The organism is Pseudoroseicyclus aestuarii (genome assembly GCF_003217255.1).
Lineage (GTDB): Bacteria > Pseudomonadota > Alphaproteobacteria > Rhodobacterales > Rhodobacteraceae > Pseudoroseicyclus > Pseudoroseicyclus aestuarii.
Genome location: NZ_QJTE01000007.1, coordinates 36,400 through 59,701, shown reverse-complemented (window position 1 = coordinate 59,701; position 23,302 = coordinate 36,400). Strand labels below are relative to the sequence as shown.

Below are 23,302 nucleotides of genomic sequence, written 5' to 3'. Positions count from 1 at the left end.
CATGGACCTTCGCAACATCGCGATCATCGCGCACGTTGACCACGGAAAGACCACGCTGGTCGATCAGCTTCTGCGCCAGTCGGGCGCCTTTCGCGAGAACCAGGCCGTCGCCGAACGGGCGATGGATTCGAACGACATCGAGCGCGAGCGGGGGATCACCATCCTCGCCAAGGCGACGAGCGTCGAATGGGGCGACACCCGGATCAACATCGTGGACACCCCCGGCCACGCCGATTTCGGCGGCGAGGTCGAGCGCATCCTGAGCATGGTCGACGGCGTCGTGCTGCTGGTCGATGCCGCCGAGGGCCCGATGCCGCAGACGAAGTTCGTCACCTCCAAGGCGCTGGCGCTGGGCCTCAAGCCCATCGTCGTGCTGAACAAGGTCGACAAGCCCGACGCGGAGCCGGATCGCGCGCTGGACGAATGCTTCGACCTCTTCGCCAACCTTGGCGCCGACGAAGGCCAGCTGGACTTCCCGCATCTCTACGCCTCGGGCCGTGCCGGCTGGGCGGACACGGAGCTTGACGGCCCGCGCGAGAACCTCGACGCGCTTTTCGAGCTGGTCCTGCGCCATGTCGAGGCGCCCAAGCAGCAGGCCCAGAAGGACGAGCCCTTCCGCATGCTGGCCACCACCCTCTCGGCCGACCCCTTCCTGGGGCGGATCCTGACGGGCCGCGTGGAATCGGGCATCCTGAAGACCAACGACACGATCAAGGCGCTGTCCCGCAAGGGCGACCGGATCGAGCAGTTCCGCGCCTCCAAGATCATGGCCTTCCGCGGCCTCGGCCAGCAGCCGATCGATGAGGCCGTGGCCGGCGACATCGTCACCATCGCCGGCATGACCAAGGCGACCGTGGCCGACACGCTCTGCGACCCCTCGGTCGAGGAGGCGATCCAGGCCAAGCCGATCGATCCGCCGACCATCACCGTCACCTTCGGCATCAACGACAGCCCGCTGGCGGGCCGTGACGGCAAGAAGGTGCAGAGCCGCGTGATCCGCGACCGCCTGATGAAGGAAGCGGAATCCAACGTCGCCATCCGCATCGACGACACCCCGGGCGGCGAGGCCTTCGAGGTCTCGGGCCGGGGCGAGCTGCAGATGGGCGTGCTGATCGAGAACATGCGCCGCGAGGGCTTCGAGCTGTCGATCTCGCGCCCGCAGGTGATCTTCCGCGACGAGGGCGGCCAGCGCATGGAGCCGGTCGAAGAAGTCACCATCGACGTCGACGATGACTACACCGGCGCCGTCGTCGAGAAGCTGACCGGCAGCCGCAAGGGCGAGCTGGTGGAGATGAACCCCGCCGGCACCGGCAAGACGCGGATCATCGCGCATGTCCCCTCGCGCGGGCTGATCGGCTACCAGGGCGAGTTCCTGACCGACACCCGCGGCACCGGCGTGATGAACCGCCTGTTCCACGGCTGGACGGCGCACAAGGGCCCGATCGAGGGTCGCCGCCAGGGCGTCCTAATCTCGATGGAGAACGGGACCGCCGTGCCCTATGCGCTGTGGAACCTCGAAGAGCGCGGCAAGATGTTCATCCACCCGCAGGCCCCGGTCTACGAGGGCATGATCATCGGTGAGCATGCGCGCGAGAACGACCTCGAGGTGAACCCGCTCAAGGGCAAGAAGCTGACCAACGTCCGCGCCTCGGGCACCGACGAGGCCGTGCGCCTGACGCCGCCGATCGAGATGAGCCTCGAGCAGGCCATCGCCTATATCGACGACGACGAGCTGGTCGAGGTCACCCCGACGGCGATCCGCCTGCGCAAGCGCTTCCTCGACCCGCACGAGCGCAAGCGCCAGTCCCGCGCCGGCTAAGCCCGCGCCCGCCCGCCGGCCCTTCGGGGCCGGCGGGTTTTCAGGCGGCGCTGCAGCCTGACGCGGCGTCCAGCCGCCCCGCCGGGTGGCCCACGCCCGGCCGCTTGCAATCGGCCTCCTCCAACAACAGCGCCAGGTCGCGTATCTGTCCGGGCAGAATTACCGTCTCCGCGATGCGCAGCACCGCCGCATCGCCCGGTGCCTCCGGGCGCACGCGGCGCATCATCGGCGCCGCCGCCGCGGCCAACCGCTCGAGGCAGGCGCTGCAGCGCGGCTCTGCATCGCCGGACCAGAGCAGCGCGAACTCGTCCCCGCCGATCCGGTAGCCCGTCAGCCCGCTGACCCCGGCGCAGTCGCGCAGCAGCGCGGCAAAGCGCTTGAGCAGCCCGTCCCCGAAGCCATGGCCCAGCCTGTTGTTGGCCAGCCGAAACTCCACGATGTCGAGCGTGGCGAGCGCGCCGCCCGTGGCGCGCAGGCCCGCCAGCGCCTCGGCCAGAGCGCGGCGATTGCCAAGGCCCGTCAGCGGATCGGTCCGGGCGGCCCGGTCCAGCCGTGCAAGCTGCCGCCGCTGAAGGGTCACGTCCTCGAAGCGGACGAGGGTCCCGAAGGCCGTCGGGGCCGACGGCGCCAGCAGGAACCCCGCGGGCGCCTCGGAAAGACCGGGACCCTGCGCGGTCTGCTGAGCGAGGGCGCCCTGCGGTTCGCTGCGGCTGAGGGTGATGCGCCAGTCGGCCTGCCCGCGCCGAACCTCCAGCACCCTCTGCGCCTCGGCGCCGCGCAGGAGGTCGAGAGGACCGCTCGCCTTGCCGCTGCCACCGCAGAAGCGATCCAGATCCGCCGCAAAAAACCGACCCTCCTCGAAAAGCTCCGGGTCTAGGCGGCGCAGCCCCGCGCTGCGCAGGATCACCCGGCCCGAAGGGTCCAGAACCGCCATCGCCTCGGGGCTGGCGGAGAGGAGATCGCCGATCGAGATCATTTACTTGCCCCCTGCACATATCCCCCCAGTAGTCTTGGGCGCCGAGTGGTTAACAGGCTCTTAATACCGTCCCCGCCCCCGCCCGGGCGCGCTGCGAATCGCCAACCGACTCTGGTGGGGCCGCGTCTGGCAGGGGCCATGGTCGCCGGGCACGGCGCCGGCCTGCGCAGGCTGCAATCCGCTGCCGATCCGGCAACAAAGCGAAGCATTCGGCAAAATGGTGCCGCCTTTCAGCCGCGCCGCGACCCCGCCCGCGGCCTCACGCATTAGTAGGATTGACCCGGTACGCACAGAGGGATCAGGCAACCGCCAAGTCCCGCCCATCCAGAGGATATTTTCATGGCGAGCAGTTTTCACCAGGCCCCGCAAAACCAGTCGCAGCCGCAGGCCGGCAGCGACTCCGAGGCGGCGGCGTCGCAGGACCGGAGCGCCCAGCCCGCCTCCGCGGCCAGCCAGCCCGCGCCGCGGCGCCCCGTGCTGTTCCGCGACTACGCCAGCATCTAGGCCGCGGGCCGGGCACGGCCTTGGCAGTCGGGCACCCACCGGTGCAGGATCGGCCCGGCCGCCCGGCCCATGCCCTCAGGAAACCCCGCCGATGCCGCATCTGACCCGCCGCGCCCTCGTCCTTTGCCTCGGCACGCTGCCGCTGGCGGCCTGCGCAGGGCGCGAGCCGCCCGAGCCCGTGGCGCAGGGCGGCGATGCGCAGGTCCGCGCCCTCGTCGATCAATACGCAACCTACTACGACGTGCCGCGCGACCTCGTGCACCGCGTGGTCAAGCGCGAGAGCAGCTACAATCCCCGCGCCCGCAACGGGCCCTACTACGGGCTCATGCAGATCCATCCGCAGACCGCGCGCACCATGGGCTTCCGCGGCGCGCCTTCGGACCTCCTCGATGCCGAGACCAACCTGCGCTACGCCGTGCGCTACCTGCGCGGCGCCTGGCTCGTCTCTGACGGAGACCGCGACGAGGCAGTGGGCTGGTACTCCCGCGGCTATTACTACGAGGCCCGCGACCGCGGCCTGCTCGAGGCGACGGGCCTGCGCTAGCCGCGCCCGTCCCTGAGACCTTCGAAGAACCCGCGCAGCAGCGCCTCGGCCTCTGCCGCGCCGATGCCGTCGATGACCTCGGGCCGGTGATGCGCCTGGGGATGGCTGAAGACGCGCGCTCCCTGCGCGACGCCGCCGGACTTGGGATCGGCGGCGGCATAGACCAGACGGCGAATGCGAAAGGCCGCGATGGCGGCGGCGCACATCGCGCAGGGCTCCAGCGTCACCCAGAGCGTGCAGCCCGTCAGCCGCTCGGACCCCAGTGATGCGGCGGCGGCGCGCAGGGCCAGCATCTCGGCATGGGCGGTGGGATCGTGCAGCTCGCGCGTGCGGTTGCCGGCGCGGGACAGCACCCTGCCCGCCGCGTCGGTGACCACGGCGCCCACCGGCACCTCGCCGCGCGCCATGGCCGCGCGCGCTTCCTCCAGCGCCCCCTGCATCTCGCTCGCGAAGTTCATGGCGCCTGTCTCCCCCTCGCAGCCGCCGCTGGCAAGAGGCGCCGCGCCGGGTTAGGAGACGGGCATGAGCGACGAGACACCACAGGCCCCCAAGGGCGACCGCATCGCCAAGATGCTCAGCCGCGCGGGCCTCGCCTCGCGCCGGGACGCGGAACGCATGATCGCGGAGGGCCGGGTCCGCGTGAACGGCGCCCCGATCGACAGCCCGGCGCTGAACGTGACGCCCGCCGACCGCATCACCGTCGATGGCAAGCCGGTGGAGGCGCCGCAGCCCGCGCGGCTCTGGCTTTATCACAAGCCCTCGGGCCTCGTGACATCGGCCCGCGACGAGAAGGGGCGCGAGACGGTCTTCGACACCCTGCCCGAGGATCTGCCCCGAGTGATGAGCGTCGGGCGCCTCGACCTGACCTCCGAAGGGCTGCTGCTGCTGACCAACGACGGCGGGCTGAAGCGGCGGCTGGAACTGCCGTCAACGGGGTGGATGCGGCGCTACCGCGTGCGCGTGAAAGGCAGCCCGAGCGAGGATCGCCTGGCCGAGCTGCGCGCCGGCATCACCGTCGAGGGCGTCGATTACCAGCCGATGGAGGTCCGTTTCGACCGGGTGCAGGGCGCGAACTCCTGGCTGACCGTCGCGATCCGCGAGGGCAAGAACCGCGAGATCCGCCGCGCGATGGACGCGATCGGCGCCACCGTGCTGCGCCTCATCCGGATCAGCTACGGCCCCTTCCAGCTGGGCACCCTCGAAAGCGGCGCGGTGGAAGAGGTGCGTCCCCGCATCCTGCGCGAACAGCTGGGCCAAGGCCTGTTGCCCGAGGCCGAGGCCCCGCGACAGGTCCGCCGCGGCCCCCGCAAGCCGAGCGCCAAGGACGCGGCGAAGCTGGCGGCGAAGTCCGGGCCCGGCAAGGCGCCGCGCTCGCCCAATGCGCCGTCGAGCAAGGTGAAGCCCTCGGGGGGCCGCACCTTCCGCAGCAAGACAGCCGCCTCGGGCCCCGCGGGCGAACGCGGCGCGCCGGCTGCAGGCAAAGGTGCCGGTCCGGGGGACCGCAAGCGCGGCGGGCCCGGCGGCAAACCGGGGCCAAGCGGTCGGCGGGGTCCGCGCCGCGACGGCTGACCCCTCGAAACGCGGGCGGGCCGACCCTATGTCAAATCCATGTTGAACAACCCGGCCGCGCGATGACCCGCCTTATTCTTCTGCTGACGATCCTCGCGGGCCTGGCGCTGGCTGCCGCCGCGCTGCTGCGCGGCCTGCAAAGCCGGCGCAGCGGCACCCCCCTTCCCGCGCGACAGGAGACCGCGATGCCCCCGGCCTTCCGGACCCTATCCTACCTCGTCCTCTTCCTTCTGATGCTGGGCGTCTCGACCGGCGTCCTGGGGGCGGCCTGATGGCCCGGCGCTTCGGCGGGCGTTACAGCCCCGGCGCGCGCGGCGCGGATGCGCCCCTGCAGGAGGCCGCGCTGCGCGAGGCGCGCGTCGATGCCGCCGGGACCAAGGCGAACCTTCTTTTCGTGCCGCCCGCCGTGCTCGCCGTCGCCTCGCTCGGCGCGGGGCCTGCCGGACTGCTCGCCGGGCTGGTGGGCGCCGGTGCCATGGCCTTGGCCGCCTGGCTGCTGCGCCACGGGCTGCGGGCCGAGGCCGCCTATGCCGAACGCCCCGCCGCCCGCCGCCCCGCCCTGCCGCGCAAGATGCTCGCCTCGGGCCTGACGGGCATCGGCGTCGCGCTGGCGGGCTGGAGCGGGGATGCCGGAGTGATCGGCGCCGTGCTTTACGGCATCGCCGCGACAGGGCTGCATGTCGCCGCCTTCGGGATCGACCCGCTGCGCGACAAGCGGATCGAGGGGGTCGATGCCTTTCAGCAGGACCGCGTTGCCCGCGTCATCGACGAGGCCGAGACCTACCTCGCGCAGATGCGCGAGAGCATCGCCGTCCTTGGCAACCGCCGCCTCGACAGCCGCGTGCTGGCCTTTCAGGGCCGGGCGCGGGCGATGATCCGCGCCGTGCAGGAAGACCCGCGAGAGCTGGCCGCCGCGCGGCGCTATCTCGGGGTCTACCTGATGGGGGCGCGCGATGCCTCGCAGAAGTTCGCGCAGCTCTGGCCGCGCAGCCGCGATACCGACGCGCTGCGCGATTACGAGCAGCTGCTGACCGATCTCGAGACCGGATTCACACAGCGCACCGAGGCTCTGCTCGAATCCGATCGGACGGCGCTGGACATCGAGATGAATGTACTGCGGGATCGGCTCGCGCAGGACGGCGTTGAGACGCGGTAAGGCAAGGAAAGGCACCACCATGGCCGAGAACGACAAGAAGACCGCGGCCCTGAGGGAGCGCGCCGCCGCATCGGCCGAGGTGGAGCGGCTGACTGCCCTGCGCCTGCCCGAGCCCGCGCAGGAGGTGACGCCGCTGTCCGCCGCCGATCCCGCCCGCAGCGCCGAGATCGAGCGTCGCATGGCGCAGATCGACGTGGCCGACGCGCGCTCCATCGTCGGCTTCGGCTCTGCCGCGCAGGAAGAGCTTCAGACGATCAGCCAAGCCATGCTCTCGGGTGTGCAGAACAAGGATGTCGGACCGGCGGGCAACTCGCTGCGCGACATCGTCGCCACGATCCGCGGCTTCGACGTCGGAGAGCTGGACCCGAACCGCAAGCGCAGCCTCTGGGACCGCCTCATGGGCCGGGCCAAGCCGCTGGCCAAGTTCCAGGAGAAATACCGCGGCGTGCAGCAGCAGATCGACCGGATCACCGACGACCTGCTGCGCCACGAGCATGCGCTGATGAAGGACATCGAAAGCCTCGATGTCCTCTATGACAAGACGCTCGCCTTCTACGACGAACTCGCGCTCTACATCGCCGCGGGCGAGGCCAAGCTGGCCGAGCTGGACGGGACCGTGATCCCCGCCAAGGCGGCGCAGGTCGAGGCCACGGCCGAAGAGGCCAAGGTCATGGCGGCGCAGGAGCTGCGCGACCTGCGCGCGGGCCGCGACGACCTTGAGCGGCGGGTGCACGACCTGAAGCTGACGCGGCAGGTGACGATGCAGTCCTTGCCCTCGATCCGGCTGGTGCAGGAGAACGACAAGAGCCTCGTGACCAAGATCAACTCCACCCTCGTGAACACCGTGCCGCTGTGGGAGACGCAGCTTGCGCAGGCGGTCACGATCCAGCGCAGCGCCGAGGCGGCGGGCGCCGTCAAGGACGCCGCCGATCTGACAAACGAGCTGCTGACCGCCAATGCCGAGAACCTGCGTCAGGCCAACCGCGAGGTGCGCACGCAGATGGAGCGCGGCGTCTTCGACATCGAGGCGGTGAAGGCGGCCAATGCCAACCTGATCGCCAGCATCGACGAAAGCCTCGCCATCGCGGACGAGGGCAAGAAGAAGCGCGCCGAGGCCGAGGCCGAACTGGCGCGCATGGAAGGCGACCTGCGCGGCGCCCTCGCCTCTGCCAGCGCGCGGGACGGAGCGGGCGGCGCCGCCTCGGCGTCCTCCCGGCGGTGAGGCACGCGCGGCGCCAGCGCGGCCCGCGCTTCGGCGCCGCGGCCCCCGCGCTGGGGCTGCTGGCGCTGCTTGCCGCCTGCCAGGAGGTGCCGCCCCCCGAGGCGCCGGTGCCCGAGCCGCGCACGTCGATGCAGCCCGTCGCGCGCCCCGACCGGCCCGCGCCGCCAGAGGTCCCGCCGCGCTCGGACCTCAGCCTCGCGCTGTCGGAGCGTTACGCCCGGATGCAAAGCCAGATGCTGGCCCGCGGCCAGCTGCGCGGCGACCGCGATCCCGCCGACGTACCCTTCACCGACCAGATGCTGGCGCGCGATTTCATCCGCATCGCGCTTTACGATGAATACACCGAAGCGGACGGCCGGCTAGAGCAGCGCTCGCAACTCAGCCGGCTGCGCCGGTGGGAGCAGCCGATCCGCATGGACGTCGTCTTCGGCGATACCGTGCCGCAGCGCCAGCGCGACCGCGACCAGAGCGCGATCACCACCTATGCCAGCCGCCTTGCCCGGCTGACCGGCCATCCCATCGCGCAGGTCCCCTCGGGCGGCAATTTCACCGTCATGGTGCTGAACGAGGACGATCGCGGTCCCGCCGCCGCGAAGCTGCGCGCGCTGGTGCCCGGCATCTCCGACAGTTCGGTCCGCGCCTTCCTGCAGCCGCCGCCCGATACGCTGTGCATGGTGATCGCCCTCGATCAGGGGGGCGGGCAGACCTACAGCCATGCCATCGCGCTGATCCGGGGCGAGCATCCCGACCTGCTGCGCCTTGCCTGCATCCATGAGGAGCTGGCGCAGGGCATGGGCCTCGTGAACGACAGCCCCCTCGCCCGCCCCTCGATTTTCAACGACAACGAGGAGTTCGGCCTGCTGACCCGGCACGACGAGCTTCTGCTGCAGATGCTCTACGACGACCGGCTGGCGCCCGGCATGTCGGCCGCCGAGGCCGCGCCCATCGCCCGCGAGATCGCGCGCGAGCTGATGGAGACCCCGGTCTAGGTGCCCGGCCCGGCGGGCGATTTCCCGCCGCGCCCTCTTGCCGCCGCCCGGCCCGCGTCCCTAGTTAGGAACAAGCGGCGCAAGGAGACCTCTGCATGGCCCTCTTCGATTTCCTCTCCGGGCAGTTCATCGACGTCATCGCCTGGACCGACGACAGTCGCGACACCATGGTCTGGCGGTTCGAGCGCTACGGACACGAGATCAAGTACGGCGCCAAGCTGACGGTGCGCGAGGGGCAGGCCGCCGTCTTCGTGCACGAGGGGCAGCTGGCCGATACCTTTCGCCCCGGTCTCTACGAGCTTGAGACCAACAACATGCCGGTGATGACCTCGCTGCAGCATTGGGACCACGGCTTCCGCTCGCCCTTCAAGTCCGAGATCTACTTCGTCAACACGACCCGCTTCACCGACCTCAAGTGGGGCACGAAGAACCCGATCATGTGCCGCGATCCGGAGTTCGGGCCCGTGCGCCTGCGCGCCTTCGGCAGCTACACCATGCGCATCGCCGATCCGGCGAAGTTCCTGCAGGAGATCACCGGCACCGACGGCGATTTTTCCACGCAGGAGATCTCGGTCCAGATCCGCAACGTCGTCGTGCAGGAGGTCAGCCGGGTGCTCGCCGCGAGCGGCATCCCGGTCCTCGACATGGCCGCCAATACCCGCGACCTAGGCAAGCTGGTAACCGAGGCGATCCGGCCTGTCATCGCGGACTACGGCCTCGAGATCCCGGAGTTCTACGTCGAGAACATCTCGCTCCCCGAGGCGGTGGAGAAGGCGCTCGACAAGCGGACCTCGATGGGGATCGTCGGCGATCTCAACAGCTTTTCGCAATACGCCGCCGCCGAGGCGATGGGCGAGGCGGCGCGCAATCCGAACGGCGGCATGGGCGCCGGGATCGGCATGGGCATGGGCTTCGGCATGGCCGGCGCCGCTGCGGGCCCCTGGGGCCCGCGCCCCGCGCAGGAGGCCCAGGCACCGCAGGCCGCCCCGCCGCCGCCTCCGCCGCCCGAGCATGTCTGGCACATCGCGGAGAACGGGCAGACGCGCGGCCCCTATTCCCGTGCCTCTCTGGGCCGGCAGGCCGCCGAGGGCAGCCTGACCCGCAGCACCCTTGTCTGGACCGCCGGGCAGGACGGCTGGATGCGCGCGGAAGAGGTGGCCGAGCTGGCGCAGCTTTTTACCGTGATGCCGCCGCCCCCGCCGCCGCCCGCCCCGGGCGCCTGATCCGGACGGCCCCGCGTGAGTGACATCCCGGATGTGCCGCGCCCCGACAGGGCGCGGCCAGAGACGCCCTCTGCCACCCCGGTCGAGGAACATCGCTTCCCCTGCCCGACCTGCGGCAGCGACATGCGCTATGCCCCCGGCACCGCCACGCTGCACTGCCCGCAATGCGGCCATGACGCGCCCATCGTCCCGGCGCCGCGCAGCGCGGCGACCGAGGAGCTGGACTTCGACAGCGCCCGGCGCGGGACGGTGCCCGAGGCCCATGCCGAGGTGACGCGCGTCACCCCCTGCCCCAGCTGCGGCGCACAGGTGGACTTTCCAGCGGGGGAACATGCCGCCCGCTGCCCCTATTGCGACACCGCCGTCGTCGCCGACACGGGGCTGTCGCGGCACATCAAGCCGCGCGGTGTGCTGCCCTTCGCCATCGACGAGGGCGCGGCCCGGCAGGCGATGCGCGACTGGCTGGGCAGCCTCTGGTTTGCGCCCAACGGGCTGCGCGACTATGCCCGCAAGGGGCGGCAGCTGAACGGGCTTTACGTGCCCTTCTGGACCTTCGATGCACAGACCCGCAGCGCCTATACCGGCGAGCGCGGCGACGATTACTACGTGACCCGCACGATCACCCGCGACGGCAAGCGGCAGACCGTGCAGGAACGCCGGACCCGCTGGCGCAACGTGCGCGGGCGGGTGCAGCGCTTCTTCGACGACGTGCTGATCCTCGCGACGCCATCGCTGCCGAAGGCGCATACCGACGCCCTCGCCCCCTGGGACCTGTCGGAGCTGGCCGCCTACCGCCCCGAATACCTTGCCGGTTTCATGGCCGAATCCTACCGGATCGAGCTGGAAGAGGGCTTTGCCGAGGCGCGCGCCGTGATGGACCGCACCATCGCCCAGGACGTGCGCCGTGACATCGGCGGCGATCACCAGCGCATCGCTTCGGTTCAGACGCAGGTCAGCGACGTGACCTTCAAGCACGTGCTGCTGCCGGTCTGGACCGCCGCCTACCGCTACAAGGGGCGCAGCTTCCAGTTCGTGGTCAATGCCCGCACCGGCAAGGTGCAGGGCGAACGGCCCTATTCGAAGTGGAAGATCGCCCTCGCCGTCATCGCCGCGCTGATCGTCGCAGGCATCGCGGCCCTCGTCTACGGCCAGACCTGAGGGGGCCCGCATGACCATCATCCGCAAGACCGAGGTGCCCGAGACCGAGGGCATCTCCGCCTACCCCGGCCCCTACACCCTTGGCCGCGGCAGGCAGTTCTACCGCGAGGTATCGGATGCCGGAGGCCTGACGCAGTTCGGCGCCATGGTCGAGCGGCTCGTCCCCGGTGGCCGCTCCTCCCAGACGCATTGGGAAAGCCACGAGGACGAGTTCCTCTACATGATCGAGGGCAGCCTGACGGTGATCGAGGGCGAGGAGGAAAGCCTCATCGGCCCGGGCGACTGCTGCGTGTGGAAAGCCGGGACACCTGTCGGACACGCGCTGCGCAACGACTCGGAGGCCGATTGCCTCTACCTGGTCGTCGGCAGCAGGAACCCTGAAAACACCACCACCTATCCCGGCATCGACCTCCTGCACCCGCCGCAGGGCTATACCCATGCCGACGGGACGCCCTGGACCCAAACGGACTGATCCGCCCGCCCTTGCGCTACGAGGCTGGCTGCGGGCATGACGGGATCACCACGAATCCGGGGAAGGAAACGCCATGATCCTGTGCTGCGGCGAGGCGCTGATCGACATGCTCCCGCGCGAGACCGCGGCGGGCGAGACGGCCTTCGCGCCCTATGCCGGCGGCGCGGTCTTCAACACCGCCATCGCGCTGGGGCGGCTGGGATCGCGGACGGGCTTCTTCTCGGGCCTCTCCTCTGACCTCTTCGGGGACATCCTGCGCGAGGCCCTGACGGCCAGCCAAGTCGATGCCGGCCCGGCCCATGTCTCTGACCGGCCGACCACGCTCGCCTTCGTCAAGCTGACCGACGGGCAGGCGCAGTACAGCTTCTACGACGAAAATACCGCCGGTCGCATGCTGACCGCCGCCGACCTGCCGCAGGACATGGCGGGCGTCGATGCGCTGTTCTTCGGCGGCATCAGCCTGATGGTGGAGCCCTGCGCCGCCGCCTACGAGGCGCTTGCCGCGCGCGAGGCGGCGCAGCGGGTTATCATGCTCGATCCCAACATCCGCCCCAGCTTCATCGCCGACCGCGCCGCCTATGGCGAGCGGCTGGACCGGATGATCGCCCGCGCCGATATCGTGAAGCTGTCGGACGAGGATCTGCACTGGATCCACGGGCCCGGCGATACCGACGCGCTGGCCGAGGCGCTGCTGACGCGCGGGCCTTCGGTGGTGCTGATCACCCGCGGCGGCGAGGGCGCGACGGGCTATACCGCCCGCGGCCGCGTCTCGGTCGCCTCGCACAGGGTCGAGGTCGCCGATACCGTCGGCGCCGGCGATACCTTCAACGCCGGTGTGCTGCACAGCCTGCAGGCGGAGGGTCTGCTGACCAAGGACGCGCTGGCGGGGCTGGATCCCGAGGCCCTGCGACCCGCGCTCGAGATGGGCAGCGCAGCGGCGGCGATCACCGTCTCGCGCGCGGGGGCGAACCCGCCCTGGGCCAGCGAACTGGCCTGAGGGCCGCCCTGCCGCTCTAGTCCGGGACCGCGGCCTGCGGCTTGCGGCGGGTCACGGCCTCTGGCTTGGCCGCCTCGTCGCGACGGTTGAGGGCGTCGATCAGCTCGTTCACGGCATGGCGCAGGTCGTGCAGCTGGTCTTCCTGCCAGTTGGTGCAGGCGCCGAACATGGTGGCCGGCACGGACTGGGCCCGCTCGCGAAGGGCGGCGCCCTCGTCGGTCAGCGAGACGTTGACCCGCCGCTCGTCGGCGTTGTCGCGTACCCGCCGGACAAGCCCCTGCGCCTCGAGCCGCTTGAGCATCGGGGTCAGGGTGCCGCTGTCGAGGTATAGCCGCTCCCCCAGCGCGCCGACCGAGCGGCAGCCGTCCTGCCAGAGGACAAGCATCACGAGGTACTGCGGATAGGTCAGGCCGAGGGGCGAGAGGATCGGACGATAGGCCCGGTTCACCAGGTTGGAGGCCGCATAGAGGGGGAAGCAGACCTGCCGCTCGAGATCCAGCGCATCCGTCCGCTCAGTACCCGTCATCTGCGACCTCCGAAAAAACTTACCTAGACGTCACTTTTAGTGAGACGTCAATATTACCACGCGTCGCGTTTGAATAGGGGCAGACCTCGTGCGCCTGCAAGACGATCCGTTCCGCGGTCTCCTGATCGACGCCCGCGATCTCGACCTCGAGCACGACGGACAGCTGGAATCCCCCGGAGTCGTTGGGTTTCATGCCCACTTCGGCCGTTACCACGATGTCGCGATCACCGACCTTGTCGTCGGTGTTGCGGGTGACGTGGATCACCGCGTTCTCGAAGCAGGCGGCATAGCCCGCGGCGAAAAGCTGCTCGGGGTTGGTCGCCCCACCCGCACCGCCCAGCGCCTTCGGCAGGGCAAGGTCGAGCTCGAGCAGGCCGTCGTCGGATTTGACGGAACCGGCGCGACCGCCGACCGCGGTGACGCGTGTGGAGTAAAGGTGGCTCATGGAGGTCTCTCCTGGGATATGATGTATGAAAATATATTGCGCGCAATATAAATCAACCGTGCAGGGCCGCCGCATCTGCCCTAGGCTGGCGAAAAGACAGGGAGGGGCGTCATGCGAGCCGTCATTCAGCGCGTCAGCGAGGCCAGCGTCAGCATACAGGGCGACTGCGTCGGCAGGATCGGGCCTGGGCTTCTGGTCCTGCTCTGCGCCATGCGCGGCGATACGGACGGCCTGCCGGCGCGCATGGCCGCCAAGATCGCGCGGATGCGCATCTTTCGCGACGAGGCGGGGCGGATGAACCGCTCGGTCCTCGACAGCGGCGGCGCGGTGCTGCTGGTCAGCCAGTTCACGCTGGCCGCCGATACGCGCACCGGCAACCGGCCCGGCTTTTCCGCCGCCGCCCCGCCCGAGGAGGGCGAGCGGCTTTACCGCGCGACCGCCGAGGCGCTCGAGGCGCAGGGCCTGACGGTCGCCACCGGCCGCTTCGGCGCCGACATGCAGGTCGCCTTGGTCAACGACGGGCCTGTGACGATCCCGCTGGACCTGTCGGAGTGATCACCCTCAGCAGCTTTGCGCCATCTCCAGCACCCAGAAGGGCCCCTGCGCGCCCTGCGCGATGCCGATGCCGAACTCGTCCGCGCGCTGCAGCCGCATGACCTGCCGGTGGCCGGGTGATCCGTCCCAGCCGGCGATGACCACCGAGGAATCGCGGTAGCCCCAGGCCAGGTTCTCGGCGCTGACACCGGCACAGTATCCCGCCCGCTCGATCCGCGCGCGGTGGTTGCCGCCGTCGCTGCCGCGATGCGCGAAGCTGCCGCTTTGCTGCATGTCGCAGGCATGGGCCTGCGCGGCGCGCGACAGGGTCTGGCTGTAGCGCACCGGCGGCAGCCCCTGCCCGGCGCGGTAGCGGTTGAGCTGCTCTGCCATGGCGTTGACCATCGTGCTGGCATCTTGCGGCAGGGCGCATTGCTGCGCCTGCGCCGCGCCCGGCGCGAAGCCGCCGCCGGTGGACAGCGTTGCCGCCAGTACGGCGGCACAGATCCGGGATGTGGTTCCGCGTCTCGACATGGGCTCGATCCTCGCTCCTGGCCACAGGCGCGTGCCCCGATGGGGGCGGCGCCGGATCAGGAGGGGATAGCCGGTGTTTCGGGACGACACCGGGCCGGCTTTGTGGCGCCAAGGCGACATTGGCGCCGCGCCGCGCACGAAATCGTGTACGCGGGCAAAGCGGCGCTCATGCCCCTGCGCAGGGGTCCGGACCTTGCAGATCTCGCTTGTGCCGCGGCGGCGGATCCCGTTGAAGGCGGGATCCACCGATCACGGTCGCGTCATGTCAGCTGAAGGGCGCGCCGTCCGAGAGCCAGTCCGGCAGCGCGGCGATATCGGGCAGGACGACATCCGCCGCGGGGGCCAGAACCGGGTGCCCGGCCGGCCCGCTCAGGACCGCGACGGCGCGCATGCCGCAGGCCCGCGCCGCCGCCATGTCGTGCAGCGAATCCCCGATCATCGCGCAGTCCTGCGGGCGCATGCCCACGGCCTCTGCAAAGGCCAGAAGCTGGCCAGCCGCGGGCTTGGCGCCATGGCCGCTGTCGGCCCCGGCGATGAAATCGAACAGATCGACCACGCCCGCCGCCCTCAGGTGCGCCCGCGCCGGCGCCTCGGCGTCGTTGGTGGCGACGCCCAGCGCGAGGCCACGCGCCCGCAGCGCCCCCAGCAGGGTGCGCAGCGGCGCCGCCTCGACCTGCGGCGCCTGGGCGGCGCGGTCGTTCATCCGCTGCACCAGCGCCTCCTGCCGCTCGCCCGGCAGCAAGGGCAGCATCCGCGCGGCCGCCTCCTCGGTGGTGCCGGCGACGACGATGCTGTCCTCGGCGAAATCCCCAGTCTCGAGGTCGTAGCCCAGCGCGCCCGCCAGCCCTTGCGCAAGGTCCGGATCGCCCCCGGCCTCGGCCTCGATCATGCGGCGGGTGAAGCCGCTCCAGGTGGCATGGAAATCGAAGAGCGTGCCGTCCTTGTCGAAGAGCAGGGCCCGGACCGTCATGTCCAATGCACCTGCTCGGCCCCCGGCAGGGCCGCGCGAGCCCGCATCGGCGCCTCGTAGGGAAGCGCCTCTGCGTCGCAGAAGGCGATGACCGAGGCATCGTCGAGCGTGATGAAATCGAGAACCGAGGCAAGGAAGGCCGGGTCCTGCGCCGCAGCACCCAGACCCGTCGCCATATCCTCGGCGCTGGCGCCGGTGGCGCCAAGGAAAACGGGCCAGAGATCCTCGTTGCCGGCAAGCCAGGCCAGGGCCCGGATCGCGGTGGTTTCGGCGGCCTCGGGCGACATCTCTTTCACCGCAGACTCCCTAAAGTTTTGTTAACCTCTTCGCCCCAGACTGCAGGTGGCGGCGGGCATGGGGTGCGCCGCTGCCAAGGGGGCATCATGTCCGGCCGCATCCTGATCGTCGACAGCAGCAGCGCCAGCCGGATCCTGTGCCGCACGGCCCTGCACGATGCAAGCTACGACTGTCACGGCTGCCACAGCCTCGGGGATGCCGAGGCCGCTGTCGAACGGTCCAGCTTCGACGTCCTGATCATGGAGATTCCCGTCGGCGATGCGCCGCTGCGCCAGGCGGTCGCCTTCTGCCGGCGCATCGCAGCGCGGCAGCAGACGCGCGATCTGCCGGTGCTGGTGATCGGCGGCGCCGAAAATCTCGCCCCCGGCGGACCGACCCGCGCCGCCCTGCTCGAGGCGGGCGCGGCAGAATTGATGACACGGCCTGTCGATCCGGCGCTGCTGCAGGCGCGGATCCGCGGGTTGATGCGGGCCCGCACCGTCTCGTCAGAGATGCGGATGGCCGAGGAGACGCGGGTCTCTCTCGGCTTTGCCGAAGGAGCCGCCGACCTCTCGGGGCCGGCGCGTACGATCCTTCTCAGCCGCGCGGCCGAGGGGGACCGGCGCGCGCTGGCCGCGACGCTGCCCGGCCGGGTGGAGTGTCACCCGCCCTTCGCCGATCTCGGCGCGGCGGGCGAGGTCGATCTCGTGGTCCTCGATGGCCGGCCCGAATCCGCCCATCCGGTCGAAGAGCTGTTCCGCGTCACCGTCGATCTGCGCAGCCGCCTCGAGACGCGCCATGCCCAGCAACTCGTCGTGGTGCCGCGGCGCGAGAGCTGGGCGGCGGCGATGCTGCTGGACCTGGGCGCCGACGATCACATCGACGAGGCCGCCGCCGGCCCCGAGATCGCCCTGCGCGCCCGCCGCCTGCTGACGCGGAAGGCCCGCGCCGACAGGCTGCGGCGGGGCATGATGGAGGGGCTGCAGGCCGCCGCGACCGATCCGCTGACGGGGCTGCACAACCGGCGCTACGCGCTGCCGCATCTCGACCGGCTGGCCCGTCACGCCCATGACGCCCGTCAGGAGCTTGCCGTGCTCGTGCTCGACATCGACCACTTCAAGCGGATCAACGACGCACGCGGCCATGCCGCCGGCGATGCCGTACTGGCCGGCCTGTCGCGCCGGCTGCGCGACGCCCTTCGGCCAGCGGATCTTCTGGCGCGCCTCGGCGGGGAGGAGTTCCTGATCGCCCTGCCCGCCACCGGCGAGGTCGCCGCAATGGAGATCGCCGAGAGGCTGCGCAGCCTGGTCGAGCAGGACCCCTTCCCGGTCGCGGGCGAGGATCACCACGACCCGGGCACAGCGGGCCCGGGGGACGCCGGCCAACCCGCCGCCGTCACCCTTTCGATCGGGGTCGCGCTGCAGCGCCCGACCTCTCCGGCGGCGACGGCCGATCGGCTGGTCGAGCGTGCGGATGCCGCGCTCTACGAGGCCAAGCGCCGGGGCCGCAATACCTGGTGCCTGTGGAAGGAAGCGGCGGCAGAAACCCCGGCGCCCGCCCCCACAGAATGCGACGGGCCCTCCCCGCCAGGCGCCCACCTACCCGACCGGAATGGCCCGCCCGCCCCAGAGGAGGCGCCCCTGTCCCCGCCGCCCGCTAGCGCCCGGTAAAGCGCGGCGCCCGCTTCTGCGCGAAGGCGGCGACCCCTTCCGCGAAATCGCTGGTGCGCCCGCAGGCGCCCTGAAGCCGCCCTTCTAGCGCGAGCTGGGCGGCGAAGTCGCCCTGCGCCCCGCTGCGCATCGCCTCACGGGTCGCGCGGTAGGCCTGGCTCGGCCCCTGCGCCAGATGCGCGGCCCGGCTGCGCCAGCGGTCCTCGAAGCCCTCCTCAGGCACAGCCTCGTAGATCATGCCCCAGCCCGCGGCCTGCGCCGCCGGGATCGGATCGGCAAAGAGCGCGGCGCCTATGGCTCGCGCCAGCCCGACCTGCCGCGGCAGCAGCCATGTGGCGCCCGCGTCGGGGATCAGGCCGATCCGGGTGAAGGCAAAGGTGAAAACGGCAGCCTCTGCGGCGATCACCACATCGGCGGCCAGCGCCAGGCTCGCCCCCGCCCCGGCAGCATGGCCGTTGACGGCGGCGATCACCGGGACGGGGCAGTCCTGCAGGGCCTGCAGCATCGGCAGGTATTCTTCCTGCAGCACCCGCTCCAGATCGCCGCCCTCCGGCGCCTCGGTCAGGTCCTGCCCGGAGCAGAAGGCCCGCCCCTCGCCCGTCAGCACGAGGACGCGCGCGTCCTGTAGCGCACCGGCGGCATGGGCGATCTCGGCGCGCATGCGACGGTTCATCGCGTTCATCACCTCGGGCCGCGCCAGCGTCAGCACGGCGAGGCCCTCCTGCTGCTGCAGCCTGATCGTGTGATAGTCCATGCCTGTCCCTCCGCCCTCGCGCGGAAAGACTAGTCCGGGGCGCGATCCTCGCCCAGCAGCTTTTCCAGCTGCGCCCGCTCCTCGGGGGTCAGCCCCGCGGGCGCCGGGGCAGCGGAGCGGCGGCGCACGACGACCACAGCCAGCCCCGCCCCCGCGATGAAAAGCGCCAGCGGCGCCAGCCACAGCACGAGGTTCGCGCCAGAGGCCGCGGGCCGCAGCAGCACGTATTCGCCGTAGCGCGCGACGAGGGCATCGACGACCTGCGCGTCGCTGTCGCCCGCCACCAGCCGCTCGCGCACCATCAGGCGCAGGTCGCGGGCCAGCGCAGCATTGCTGTCGTCGATGTTCTCGTTGCGGCAGACCGGGCAGCGCAGCTGCGTGCTGATCGCGCGGGCCCGCGCCTCGAGCGCCGGATCCTCCAGCACTTCGCCCGGTTGCACGGCCCAGGCCGGCAGCGCCAGCACCAGCCAGAGCAGCAGGGCGAGGCGCCTCATTCCGCGGCCACGGGGCTGGGCTGCCGCGGCGCCTTCTTCGCCGCCGCACCCACGCGCATCCGCCGGTCGCCGAGCGAGAGCAGACCGCCCAGCGCCATCAGGATCGCGCCGCCCCAGATCCAGAAGGCCAGCGGCTTGATATGGCTGCGCACGGCCCAGCCGCCGCCGTCCTGCGCGTCGCCCACCACGAGGTAGAGGTCGCGGAACAATCCGCTCTGGATGCCGGCCTCGGTCGTGGGCATCCCGGCGACGGGATAGACGCGCTTCTCGGGGTGCAGCACCGCGACCTCGCGCCCCTCGCGGGTGACGCGCATGGTGGCCATGGTGGTCACGTAGTTCGCGCCCCGCCCCTCGCGCACCTCATCGAGTGTGACGGTATAGCCGCCGATGGGCCAGCTCTCGCCGATGCGGGCGACGCGGATATCCTCCTCCTGCCAGGCCAGCAGCCCGGCGATGCCGATGATCGTGACGCCGAGGCCGGCATGGCCCACGGCCTTCCCCCAGTCGGCGCCGGGCAGGCGGAACAGGCGCCGCCAGCCGCCCGCCCCCGTCCGCGCCCAGAGATCGAGCGCCGCGCCAGCGATCAGCCAACTGCCGAGGGCGAGGCCCAGCGGCCCCAGTGCGCTGCGCCCGGTCTGCAGCGCGAAGGCCAGCAGCATCACCGCCACGGCAAGGATCAGCCCGGGGGCGCAGGCGCGCAGGGCGCGGCCCATGCGCCCCCGCTTCCAGGCCAGCATCCCGCAGGGCGGCAGGATCAGCGCCAGCGCCACGAAGAAGGGCGTGAAGGCGGCATTGAAGAAGGGCGCCCCGACCGAGAGCACGCGGTCCAGCGCGATATCGGCAAAGAGCGGCCAGAGCGTGCCGATGAAGACCACCAGCGCGGCGGTCACCAGCAGCACGTTGTTCGCCACCAGCCCCGATTCCCGGCTGACGAGGGAGAAGACGCCCTTCGCCTCCATCCGCCCCGCCCGCGCGGCATAGAGCCACAGCGCCCCGCCGATGAAGATGGCGAGGATCGCGAGGATGAAGACACCCCGCGCCGGGTCGGTGGCGAAGGCATGGACCGATGTGATGACGCCCGAGCGGACGAGGAAGGTGCCCAGAAGCGAGAAGCCGAAGCCGAGGATCGCCAGAAGGACGGTCCAGCTTTTCAGCGCCTCGCGCTTTTCGGTGACGATGGCGGAATGCAGCAGCGCCGTGGCGATCAGCCATGGCATGAAGCTGGCGTTCTCGACCGGGTCCCAGAACCAGAAGCCGCCCCAGCCCAGCTCGTAATAGGCCCACCAGCTGCCCAGCGCGATGCCGACGGTCAGAAAGACCCAGGCCGCCAGAGTCCAGGGCCGCACCCAGCGCGCCCAGGCGGCATCCACCCGCCCCTCGATCAGTGCCGCGACCGCGAAGGAGAAGCTGGTCGAGAGGCCGACATAGCCGAGGTAGAGGAAGGGCGGATGAAAGGCGAGGCCGGGGTCCTGCAGCAGCGGGTTCAGATCCTGCCCGTCGAAGGGCGCGACGAGCATCCGCGTGAAGGGGTTCGAGGTCAGCAGGATGAAGGCGAAGAAGGCGACGCCGATCAGCCCCTGCACCGCCAGCACCCGCGCCCTGAGCGCGGCGGGCAGCGCCGTGCCGAACCAGGCCACGCAGGCGCCGAAGAGCGCGAGGATCAGCAGCCAGAGTAGCATGGAGCCTTCGTGGTTCCCCCAGACGCCGCTGATCTTGTAAAGCAGCGGCTTGGCGGAGTGGGAGTTCTCGACCACCAGCCGGACCGAGAAGTCCGAGGTGACGAAGGCCCAGGTCAGCGCCACGAAGGAGAAGCCGACCAGCAGGAACTGCGTCGAGGCGGCGGGTTCGGCCAGCGCCATCCAGCCGCGCCAGCCCTTATGCGCCCCGACAAGGGGGACGAGGCTTTGCACCACCGCCACGGCGAAGCCCAGGATCAGCGCGAAATGGCCCAGTTCGATCAGCATGGATCCCGCTTACCCCATCGGTTTGTCCGGGCCAATGCGGCGGCGTTGCACGGACGCGTGTCACTCCTTCGCAGCGCCGCCGTCGCGGGCCGGATCGTAGCCCTGCGCCTTGAGGCTCTCGGTGACCTCCTTGGGCATGTAGCTTTCGTCGTGCTTGGCGAGGATCTGCTGCGCCTCGAAGTGGCCGTCCTGCCAGCGGCCCAGCCCGACCATGCCCTGCCCCTCGGCGAAGAGGTCGGGCAGGATGCCGGTATAGCTGACCTCGACGCTGGCGCCGTAATCGGTGACGGAGAAGGTCACCGTCTCGCCGGCGCCGCGGATCAGGCTGCCGTCCTCGACCATGCCGCCGATGCGGAACAACTCCGTCGGGGCGGGCGGATCGGCGACGACCTCGCTCGGGGCGCGGTAGTAGTTGATGCCGTCGCGCATCGCATAGCCGATCATCCCCGTCGCCAGCACGAGCGCCGCCGCAGCCAGCGCAATCACCTGGATCCGCCGCTGCTTCTTCAGCCCGCGCATGCCGGCGCGGGCCGTCACGGGAACACCGGCGCCAGCATGAGCCCCTCGGTCTCGGGCAGGCCGAGCATGAGGTTCGCGTTCTGCACCGCCTGCCCCGAGCTGCCCTTGCACAGGTTGTCGAGGGTCGAGACGACCATCGCCCGGCCGGGGATGCGGTCGCCCGCGACGCCGATGTGGCAGAAGTTGCTGCTCTGCACATGCGCCGTCGAGGGCACGGTGCCGAAGGGCAGAACGATCACGAAGGGCTCGTCCGCATAACGCGATTCCAGAGCGGCATGAATGGCTTGCGCCTCGCCCTTCACGTAACAGGAGGCGAGGATGCCGCGGTTGATCGGCACCAGATGCGGGGTAAAGCTGATGCGCACCTCGCGGCCCGCGATCTCGCTGAACTCCTGGTCGAACTCGCCCAGGTGGCGGTGCGTGCCGCCAAGGCCGTAGGCCGCGACATCCTCGCTCCGCTCGCCGAAGAGCATGTTTTCCTTCAGCGACCGGCCCGCGCCGGAAACGCCGCACTTGAGATCGACGATGATGTCGTCGAGGTCGATCAGCGCGGCTTCGATCAGCGGGCGCAGCGCGAATTGCACCGTGGCGGCATTGCAGCCCGTCCCGGCGACAAGGCGCGCGCCGGCGATGGCCTCGCGGTAGAACTCGGTCAGGCCGTAGACGGCGGTGCCCTGCAGGTCGGTCGCGCCATGCGGCTTGCCGTACCACTTTTCGTAGGCCGCCGGATCGCGCAGCCGGAAATCGGCGGAAAGGTCGACGACCTTCAGCCCATCGGGCAGCGTCTTGATGACGGCCTGGCTGGTGGCATGGGGCAGCGCGCAGAACACCAGGTCGATGCCTGCGAAATCGACCTCATCGATGGTGCAGAGCTTTGGCAGGTCGAGGTGGCGCAGATGGGGATAGACCTCGGCCATGGCCATGCCGGCCTTGCGTTCGCCCGTCAGGGCGGCGACGCGCAGCGAGGGATGGGTGGCGATCAGCCGGACGAGTTCGGCCCCGGTATAGCCCGAGGCGCCGAGGATGGCGACGGAATGGGTCATGGCATCTCCTGCCGCGAAGGATAGGGGGATGGCGCGCGCGGCGCCAGTGCGGGACGGCCGCCGATCAAGCGGCGGTGAAGTCGATCCGTCGTCGCAAGAAGCGCGTCGCGTGATCCGAGACCGCGCGCGGATTGCCGGTGGTCAGGAACAGGTTTTCCGTCCCCGTCCCCACCATGTCCGGGTGCCGGTCAAGGTAGAAGGCAAGGCTCTCGGCCACGAGGTTCGGCTGGCTGAAGACGGTGACGTCAGGCCCCAGCGCATCGGCGAAGACCTCTTCCATCAGCGGGTAATGGGTGCAGCCCAGCACCGCGGCATCGGGGCGCGGCATCTTGCGCTTCAAGGCCTCGACGTGGGACCGGACCAGTGCCTCGGCGAGGATCATGTCGCCTTCCTCGATGGCATCGACGACACCGCCGCAGGCCTGCGCCTCGACATCGACGCCGACGGCGCGGAAGGCCAGCTCGCGCTGGAAGGCGCGGGAGGACACGGTGGCGGGCGTGGCGAATAGCGCGACATGCTTCACCGCGACCTCGCGCGGCGGGGAATTGTCGCCCCACTGCCGCTCGGTCAGCGCCTCGATCAGCGGCACGAAAACGCCGAGCACGCGCTTGCCGGGCGGGATCCATCCCTCCTGCATCCGGCGCAGCGCGGCGGCGCTGGCGGTATTGCAGGCGAGGATCACCAGATCGCAGCCCGCATCGAAAAGGCGCTGCACGCCGCTCGTCGTCAGATCGTAGATATCCTGCGGGTCGCGCACACCGTAGGGCGCATTGGCGCTGTCGCCGAGGTAGACCAAGGGCAGCTCGGGCAACCGCCGCGAGACCGCGCCCAGAACGGTCAGCCCGCCGAGTCCGCTATCGAAAATTCCGACCGCCATCTGCCGCCCCTGCCCTTGCCTGCGTCCCTGTAGCGTGCCTTGACCTCGAAGCCGAGCTGGCTTCAGG

At 70.7% G+C, this 23,302-nt stretch carries 27 protein-coding genes; 14 read left to right on the top strand and 13 right to left on the bottom strand.

Features of this window, described 5'->3' with window-relative positions; all coding sequences use genetic code 11:
- The first annotated feature begins 1 nt into the window (after position 1).
- A complete protein-coding gene (gene typA, locus DFP88_RS14915) occupies positions 2 to 1,819 on the top strand; it encodes a translational GTPase TypA (RefSeq protein ID WP_110815500.1) in 1,818 nt (605 codons plus the stop codon).
- 40 nt (positions 1,820 to 1,859) lie between these two features.
- Here the strand turns inward: typA and DFP88_RS14910 are convergent, their stop codons facing one another.
- The gene (locus DFP88_RS14910; RefSeq protein WP_110815499.1) at positions 1,860 to 2,795 is read right to left on the bottom strand and encodes a GGDEF domain-containing protein; all 936 of its coding nucleotides are present in this window, start codon (positions 2,793 to 2,795) and stop codon (positions 1,860 to 1,862) included.
- A 339-nt stretch (positions 2,796 to 3,134) separates the two neighbouring features.
- Between DFP88_RS14910 and DFP88_RS17115 the strand changes: the two genes are divergently transcribed.
- Positions 3,135 to 3,299 carry a hypothetical protein gene (locus DFP88_RS17115; protein WP_181418672.1) on the top strand — a complete coding sequence of 55 codons (165 nt, stop codon included), beginning with the start codon at positions 3,135 to 3,137 and terminating at the stop codon, positions 3,297 to 3,299.
- Between the two features lie 91 nt (positions 3,300 to 3,390).
- Positions 3,391 to 3,843, top strand: coding sequence for a transglycosylase SLT domain-containing protein (locus DFP88_RS14905; protein ID WP_110815498.1), 453 nt, complete (start codon positions 3,391 to 3,393; stop codon positions 3,841 to 3,843).
- On the opposite strand, the gene DFP88_RS14900 is transcribed toward DFP88_RS14905, so the two are convergent.
- Entirely contained in the window at positions 3,840 to 4,301 is a 462-nt protein-coding gene (locus tag DFP88_RS14900; protein WP_110815497.1) for a nucleoside deaminase, read from the bottom strand. The genes DFP88_RS14905 and DFP88_RS14900 overlap by 4 nt on opposite strands.
- 64 nt (positions 4,302 to 4,365) lie before the next feature.
- On the opposite strand from DFP88_RS14900, the gene DFP88_RS14895 reads away from it, so the two are divergent.
- From DFP88_RS14895 to DFP88_RS14855, 9 genes are all read left to right on the top strand, one after another.
- The gene (locus tag DFP88_RS14895; protein WP_110815496.1) at positions 4,366 to 5,412 is read left to right on the top strand and encodes a pseudouridine synthase; all 1,047 of its coding nucleotides are present in this window, start codon (positions 4,366 to 4,368) and stop codon (positions 5,410 to 5,412) included.
- Between the two features lie 62 nt (positions 5,413 to 5,474).
- A complete protein-coding gene (locus DFP88_RS14890; RefSeq protein ID WP_110815495.1) occupies positions 5,475 to 5,684 on the top strand; it encodes a hypothetical protein in 210 nt (69 codons plus the stop codon).
- Complete coding sequence (locus DFP88_RS14885; RefSeq protein ID WP_110815494.1) at positions 5,684 to 6,568, top strand: 5-bromo-4-chloroindolyl phosphate hydrolysis family protein; 885 nt, start codon at positions 5,684 to 5,686, stop codon at positions 6,566 to 6,568. The genes DFP88_RS14890 and DFP88_RS14885 overlap by 1 nt, the downstream gene beginning before the upstream one ends.
- 19 nt (positions 6,569 to 6,587) lie before the next feature.
- Entirely contained in the window at positions 6,588 to 7,790 is a 1,203-nt protein-coding gene (locus tag DFP88_RS14880) for a toxic anion resistance protein (RefSeq protein WP_110815493.1), read from the top strand.
- The gene (locus DFP88_RS14875; protein WP_245904836.1) at positions 7,787 to 8,779 is read left to right on the top strand and encodes a DUF2927 domain-containing protein; all 993 of its coding nucleotides are present in this window, start codon (positions 7,787 to 7,789) and stop codon (positions 8,777 to 8,779) included. The genes DFP88_RS14880 and DFP88_RS14875 overlap by 4 nt, the downstream gene beginning before the upstream one ends.
- A 95-nt stretch (positions 8,780 to 8,874) precedes the next feature.
- Positions 8,875 to 10,002, top strand: a complete 1,128-nt coding sequence (locus DFP88_RS14870) for an SPFH domain-containing protein (RefSeq protein ID WP_110815492.1) — start codon at positions 8,875 to 8,877, stop codon at positions 10,000 to 10,002.
- Between the two features lie 123 nt (positions 10,003 to 10,125).
- Complete coding sequence (locus DFP88_RS14865; RefSeq protein WP_245904841.1) at positions 10,126 to 11,160, top strand: TFIIB-type zinc ribbon-containing protein; 1,035 nt, start codon at positions 10,126 to 10,128, stop codon at positions 11,158 to 11,160.
- A 10-nt stretch (positions 11,161 to 11,170) separates the two neighbouring features.
- On the top strand, positions 11,171 to 11,632 hold the full coding sequence (locus DFP88_RS14860) for a cupin domain-containing protein (RefSeq protein WP_110815491.1): 462 nt from the start codon (positions 11,171 to 11,173) through the stop codon (positions 11,630 to 11,632).
- A gap of 73 nt (positions 11,633 to 11,705) precedes the next feature.
- Positions 11,706 to 12,629: a carbohydrate kinase family protein gene (locus tag DFP88_RS14855; protein ID WP_110815490.1), complete on the top strand. Its 924-nt coding sequence runs from the start codon at positions 11,706 to 11,708 to the stop codon at positions 12,627 to 12,629.
- 16 nt (positions 12,630 to 12,645) lie between these two features.
- On the opposite strand, the gene DFP88_RS14850 is transcribed toward DFP88_RS14855, so the two are convergent.
- On the bottom strand, positions 12,646 to 13,155 hold the full coding sequence (locus DFP88_RS14850) for a MarR family winged helix-turn-helix transcriptional regulator (protein WP_110815489.1): 510 nt from the start codon (positions 13,153 to 13,155) through the stop codon (positions 12,646 to 12,648).
- Between the two features lie 19 nt (positions 13,156 to 13,174).
- Positions 13,175 to 13,600, bottom strand: coding sequence for an organic hydroperoxide resistance protein (locus DFP88_RS14845; RefSeq protein ID WP_110815488.1), 426 nt, complete (start codon positions 13,598 to 13,600; stop codon positions 13,175 to 13,177).
- Between the two features lie 111 nt (positions 13,601 to 13,711).
- On the opposite strand from DFP88_RS14845, the gene dtd reads away from it, so the two are divergent.
- Entirely contained in the window at positions 13,712 to 14,155 is a 444-nt protein-coding gene (gene dtd / locus DFP88_RS14840; protein WP_110815487.1) for a D-aminoacyl-tRNA deacylase, read from the top strand.
- Between the two features lie 6 nt (positions 14,156 to 14,161).
- Here dtd and DFP88_RS14835 read toward each other — a convergent pair whose 3' ends face one another.
- The 3 genes from DFP88_RS14835 to DFP88_RS14825 form a co-directional block, all read right to left on the bottom strand.
- Positions 14,162 to 14,668 (bottom strand): CAP domain-containing protein, encoded by a 507-nt coding sequence (locus DFP88_RS14835; protein WP_110815486.1) that lies wholly within the window; start codon positions 14,666 to 14,668, stop codon positions 14,162 to 14,164.
- Positions 14,669 to 14,933: 265 nt separating this feature from the next.
- Positions 14,934 to 15,638 (bottom strand): HAD family hydrolase, encoded by a 705-nt coding sequence (locus tag DFP88_RS14830; protein WP_110815485.1) that lies wholly within the window; start codon positions 15,636 to 15,638, stop codon positions 14,934 to 14,936.
- Entirely contained in the window at positions 15,635 to 15,925 is a 291-nt protein-coding gene (locus DFP88_RS14825; RefSeq protein WP_110815484.1) for a DUF3572 domain-containing protein, read from the bottom strand. The genes DFP88_RS14830 and DFP88_RS14825 overlap by 4 nt, the downstream gene beginning before the upstream one ends.
- A gap of 96 nt (positions 15,926 to 16,021) precedes the next feature.
- Between DFP88_RS14825 and DFP88_RS14820 the strand changes: the two genes are divergently transcribed.
- Positions 16,022 to 17,584: a diguanylate cyclase domain-containing protein gene (locus DFP88_RS14820; RefSeq protein WP_110815483.1), complete on the top strand. Its 1,563-nt coding sequence runs from the start codon at positions 16,022 to 16,024 to the stop codon at positions 17,582 to 17,584.
- Here DFP88_RS14820 and DFP88_RS14815 read toward each other — a convergent pair.
- From DFP88_RS14815 to DFP88_RS14790, 6 genes are all read right to left on the bottom strand, one after another.
- A complete protein-coding gene (locus tag DFP88_RS14815) occupies positions 17,571 to 18,338 on the bottom strand; it encodes an enoyl-CoA hydratase-related protein (protein ID WP_110815482.1) in 768 nt (255 codons plus the stop codon). The two genes, DFP88_RS14820 and DFP88_RS14815, sit on opposite strands and share 14 nt — an antisense overlap.
- 29 nt (positions 18,339 to 18,367) lie before the next feature.
- Positions 18,368 to 18,832 carry a cytochrome c-type biogenesis protein gene (locus tag DFP88_RS14810; RefSeq protein WP_110815481.1) on the bottom strand — a complete coding sequence of 155 codons (465 nt, stop codon included), beginning with the start codon at positions 18,830 to 18,832 and terminating at the stop codon, positions 18,368 to 18,370.
- Entirely contained in the window at positions 18,829 to 20,796 is a 1,968-nt protein-coding gene (locus DFP88_RS14805) for a heme lyase CcmF/NrfE family subunit (protein WP_110815480.1), read from the bottom strand. Before DFP88_RS14805 ends, DFP88_RS14810 begins: the two co-directional genes overlap by 4 nt.
- A 60-nt stretch (positions 20,797 to 20,856) precedes the next feature.
- Entirely contained in the window at positions 20,857 to 21,315 is a 459-nt protein-coding gene (gene ccmE / locus DFP88_RS14800) for a cytochrome c maturation protein CcmE (RefSeq protein WP_110815546.1), read from the bottom strand.
- Between the two features lie 14 nt (positions 21,316 to 21,329).
- Positions 21,330 to 22,358, bottom strand: a complete 1,029-nt coding sequence (gene argC, locus DFP88_RS14795) for an N-acetyl-gamma-glutamyl-phosphate reductase (protein ID WP_110815479.1) — start codon at positions 22,356 to 22,358, stop codon at positions 21,330 to 21,332.
- Between the two features lie 64 nt (positions 22,359 to 22,422).
- The gene (locus tag DFP88_RS14790) at positions 22,423 to 23,235 is read right to left on the bottom strand and encodes a glutamate racemase (RefSeq protein ID WP_110815478.1); all 813 of its coding nucleotides are present in this window, start codon (positions 23,233 to 23,235) and stop codon (positions 22,423 to 22,425) included.
- Positions 23,236 to 23,302: the final 67 nt, after the last annotated feature.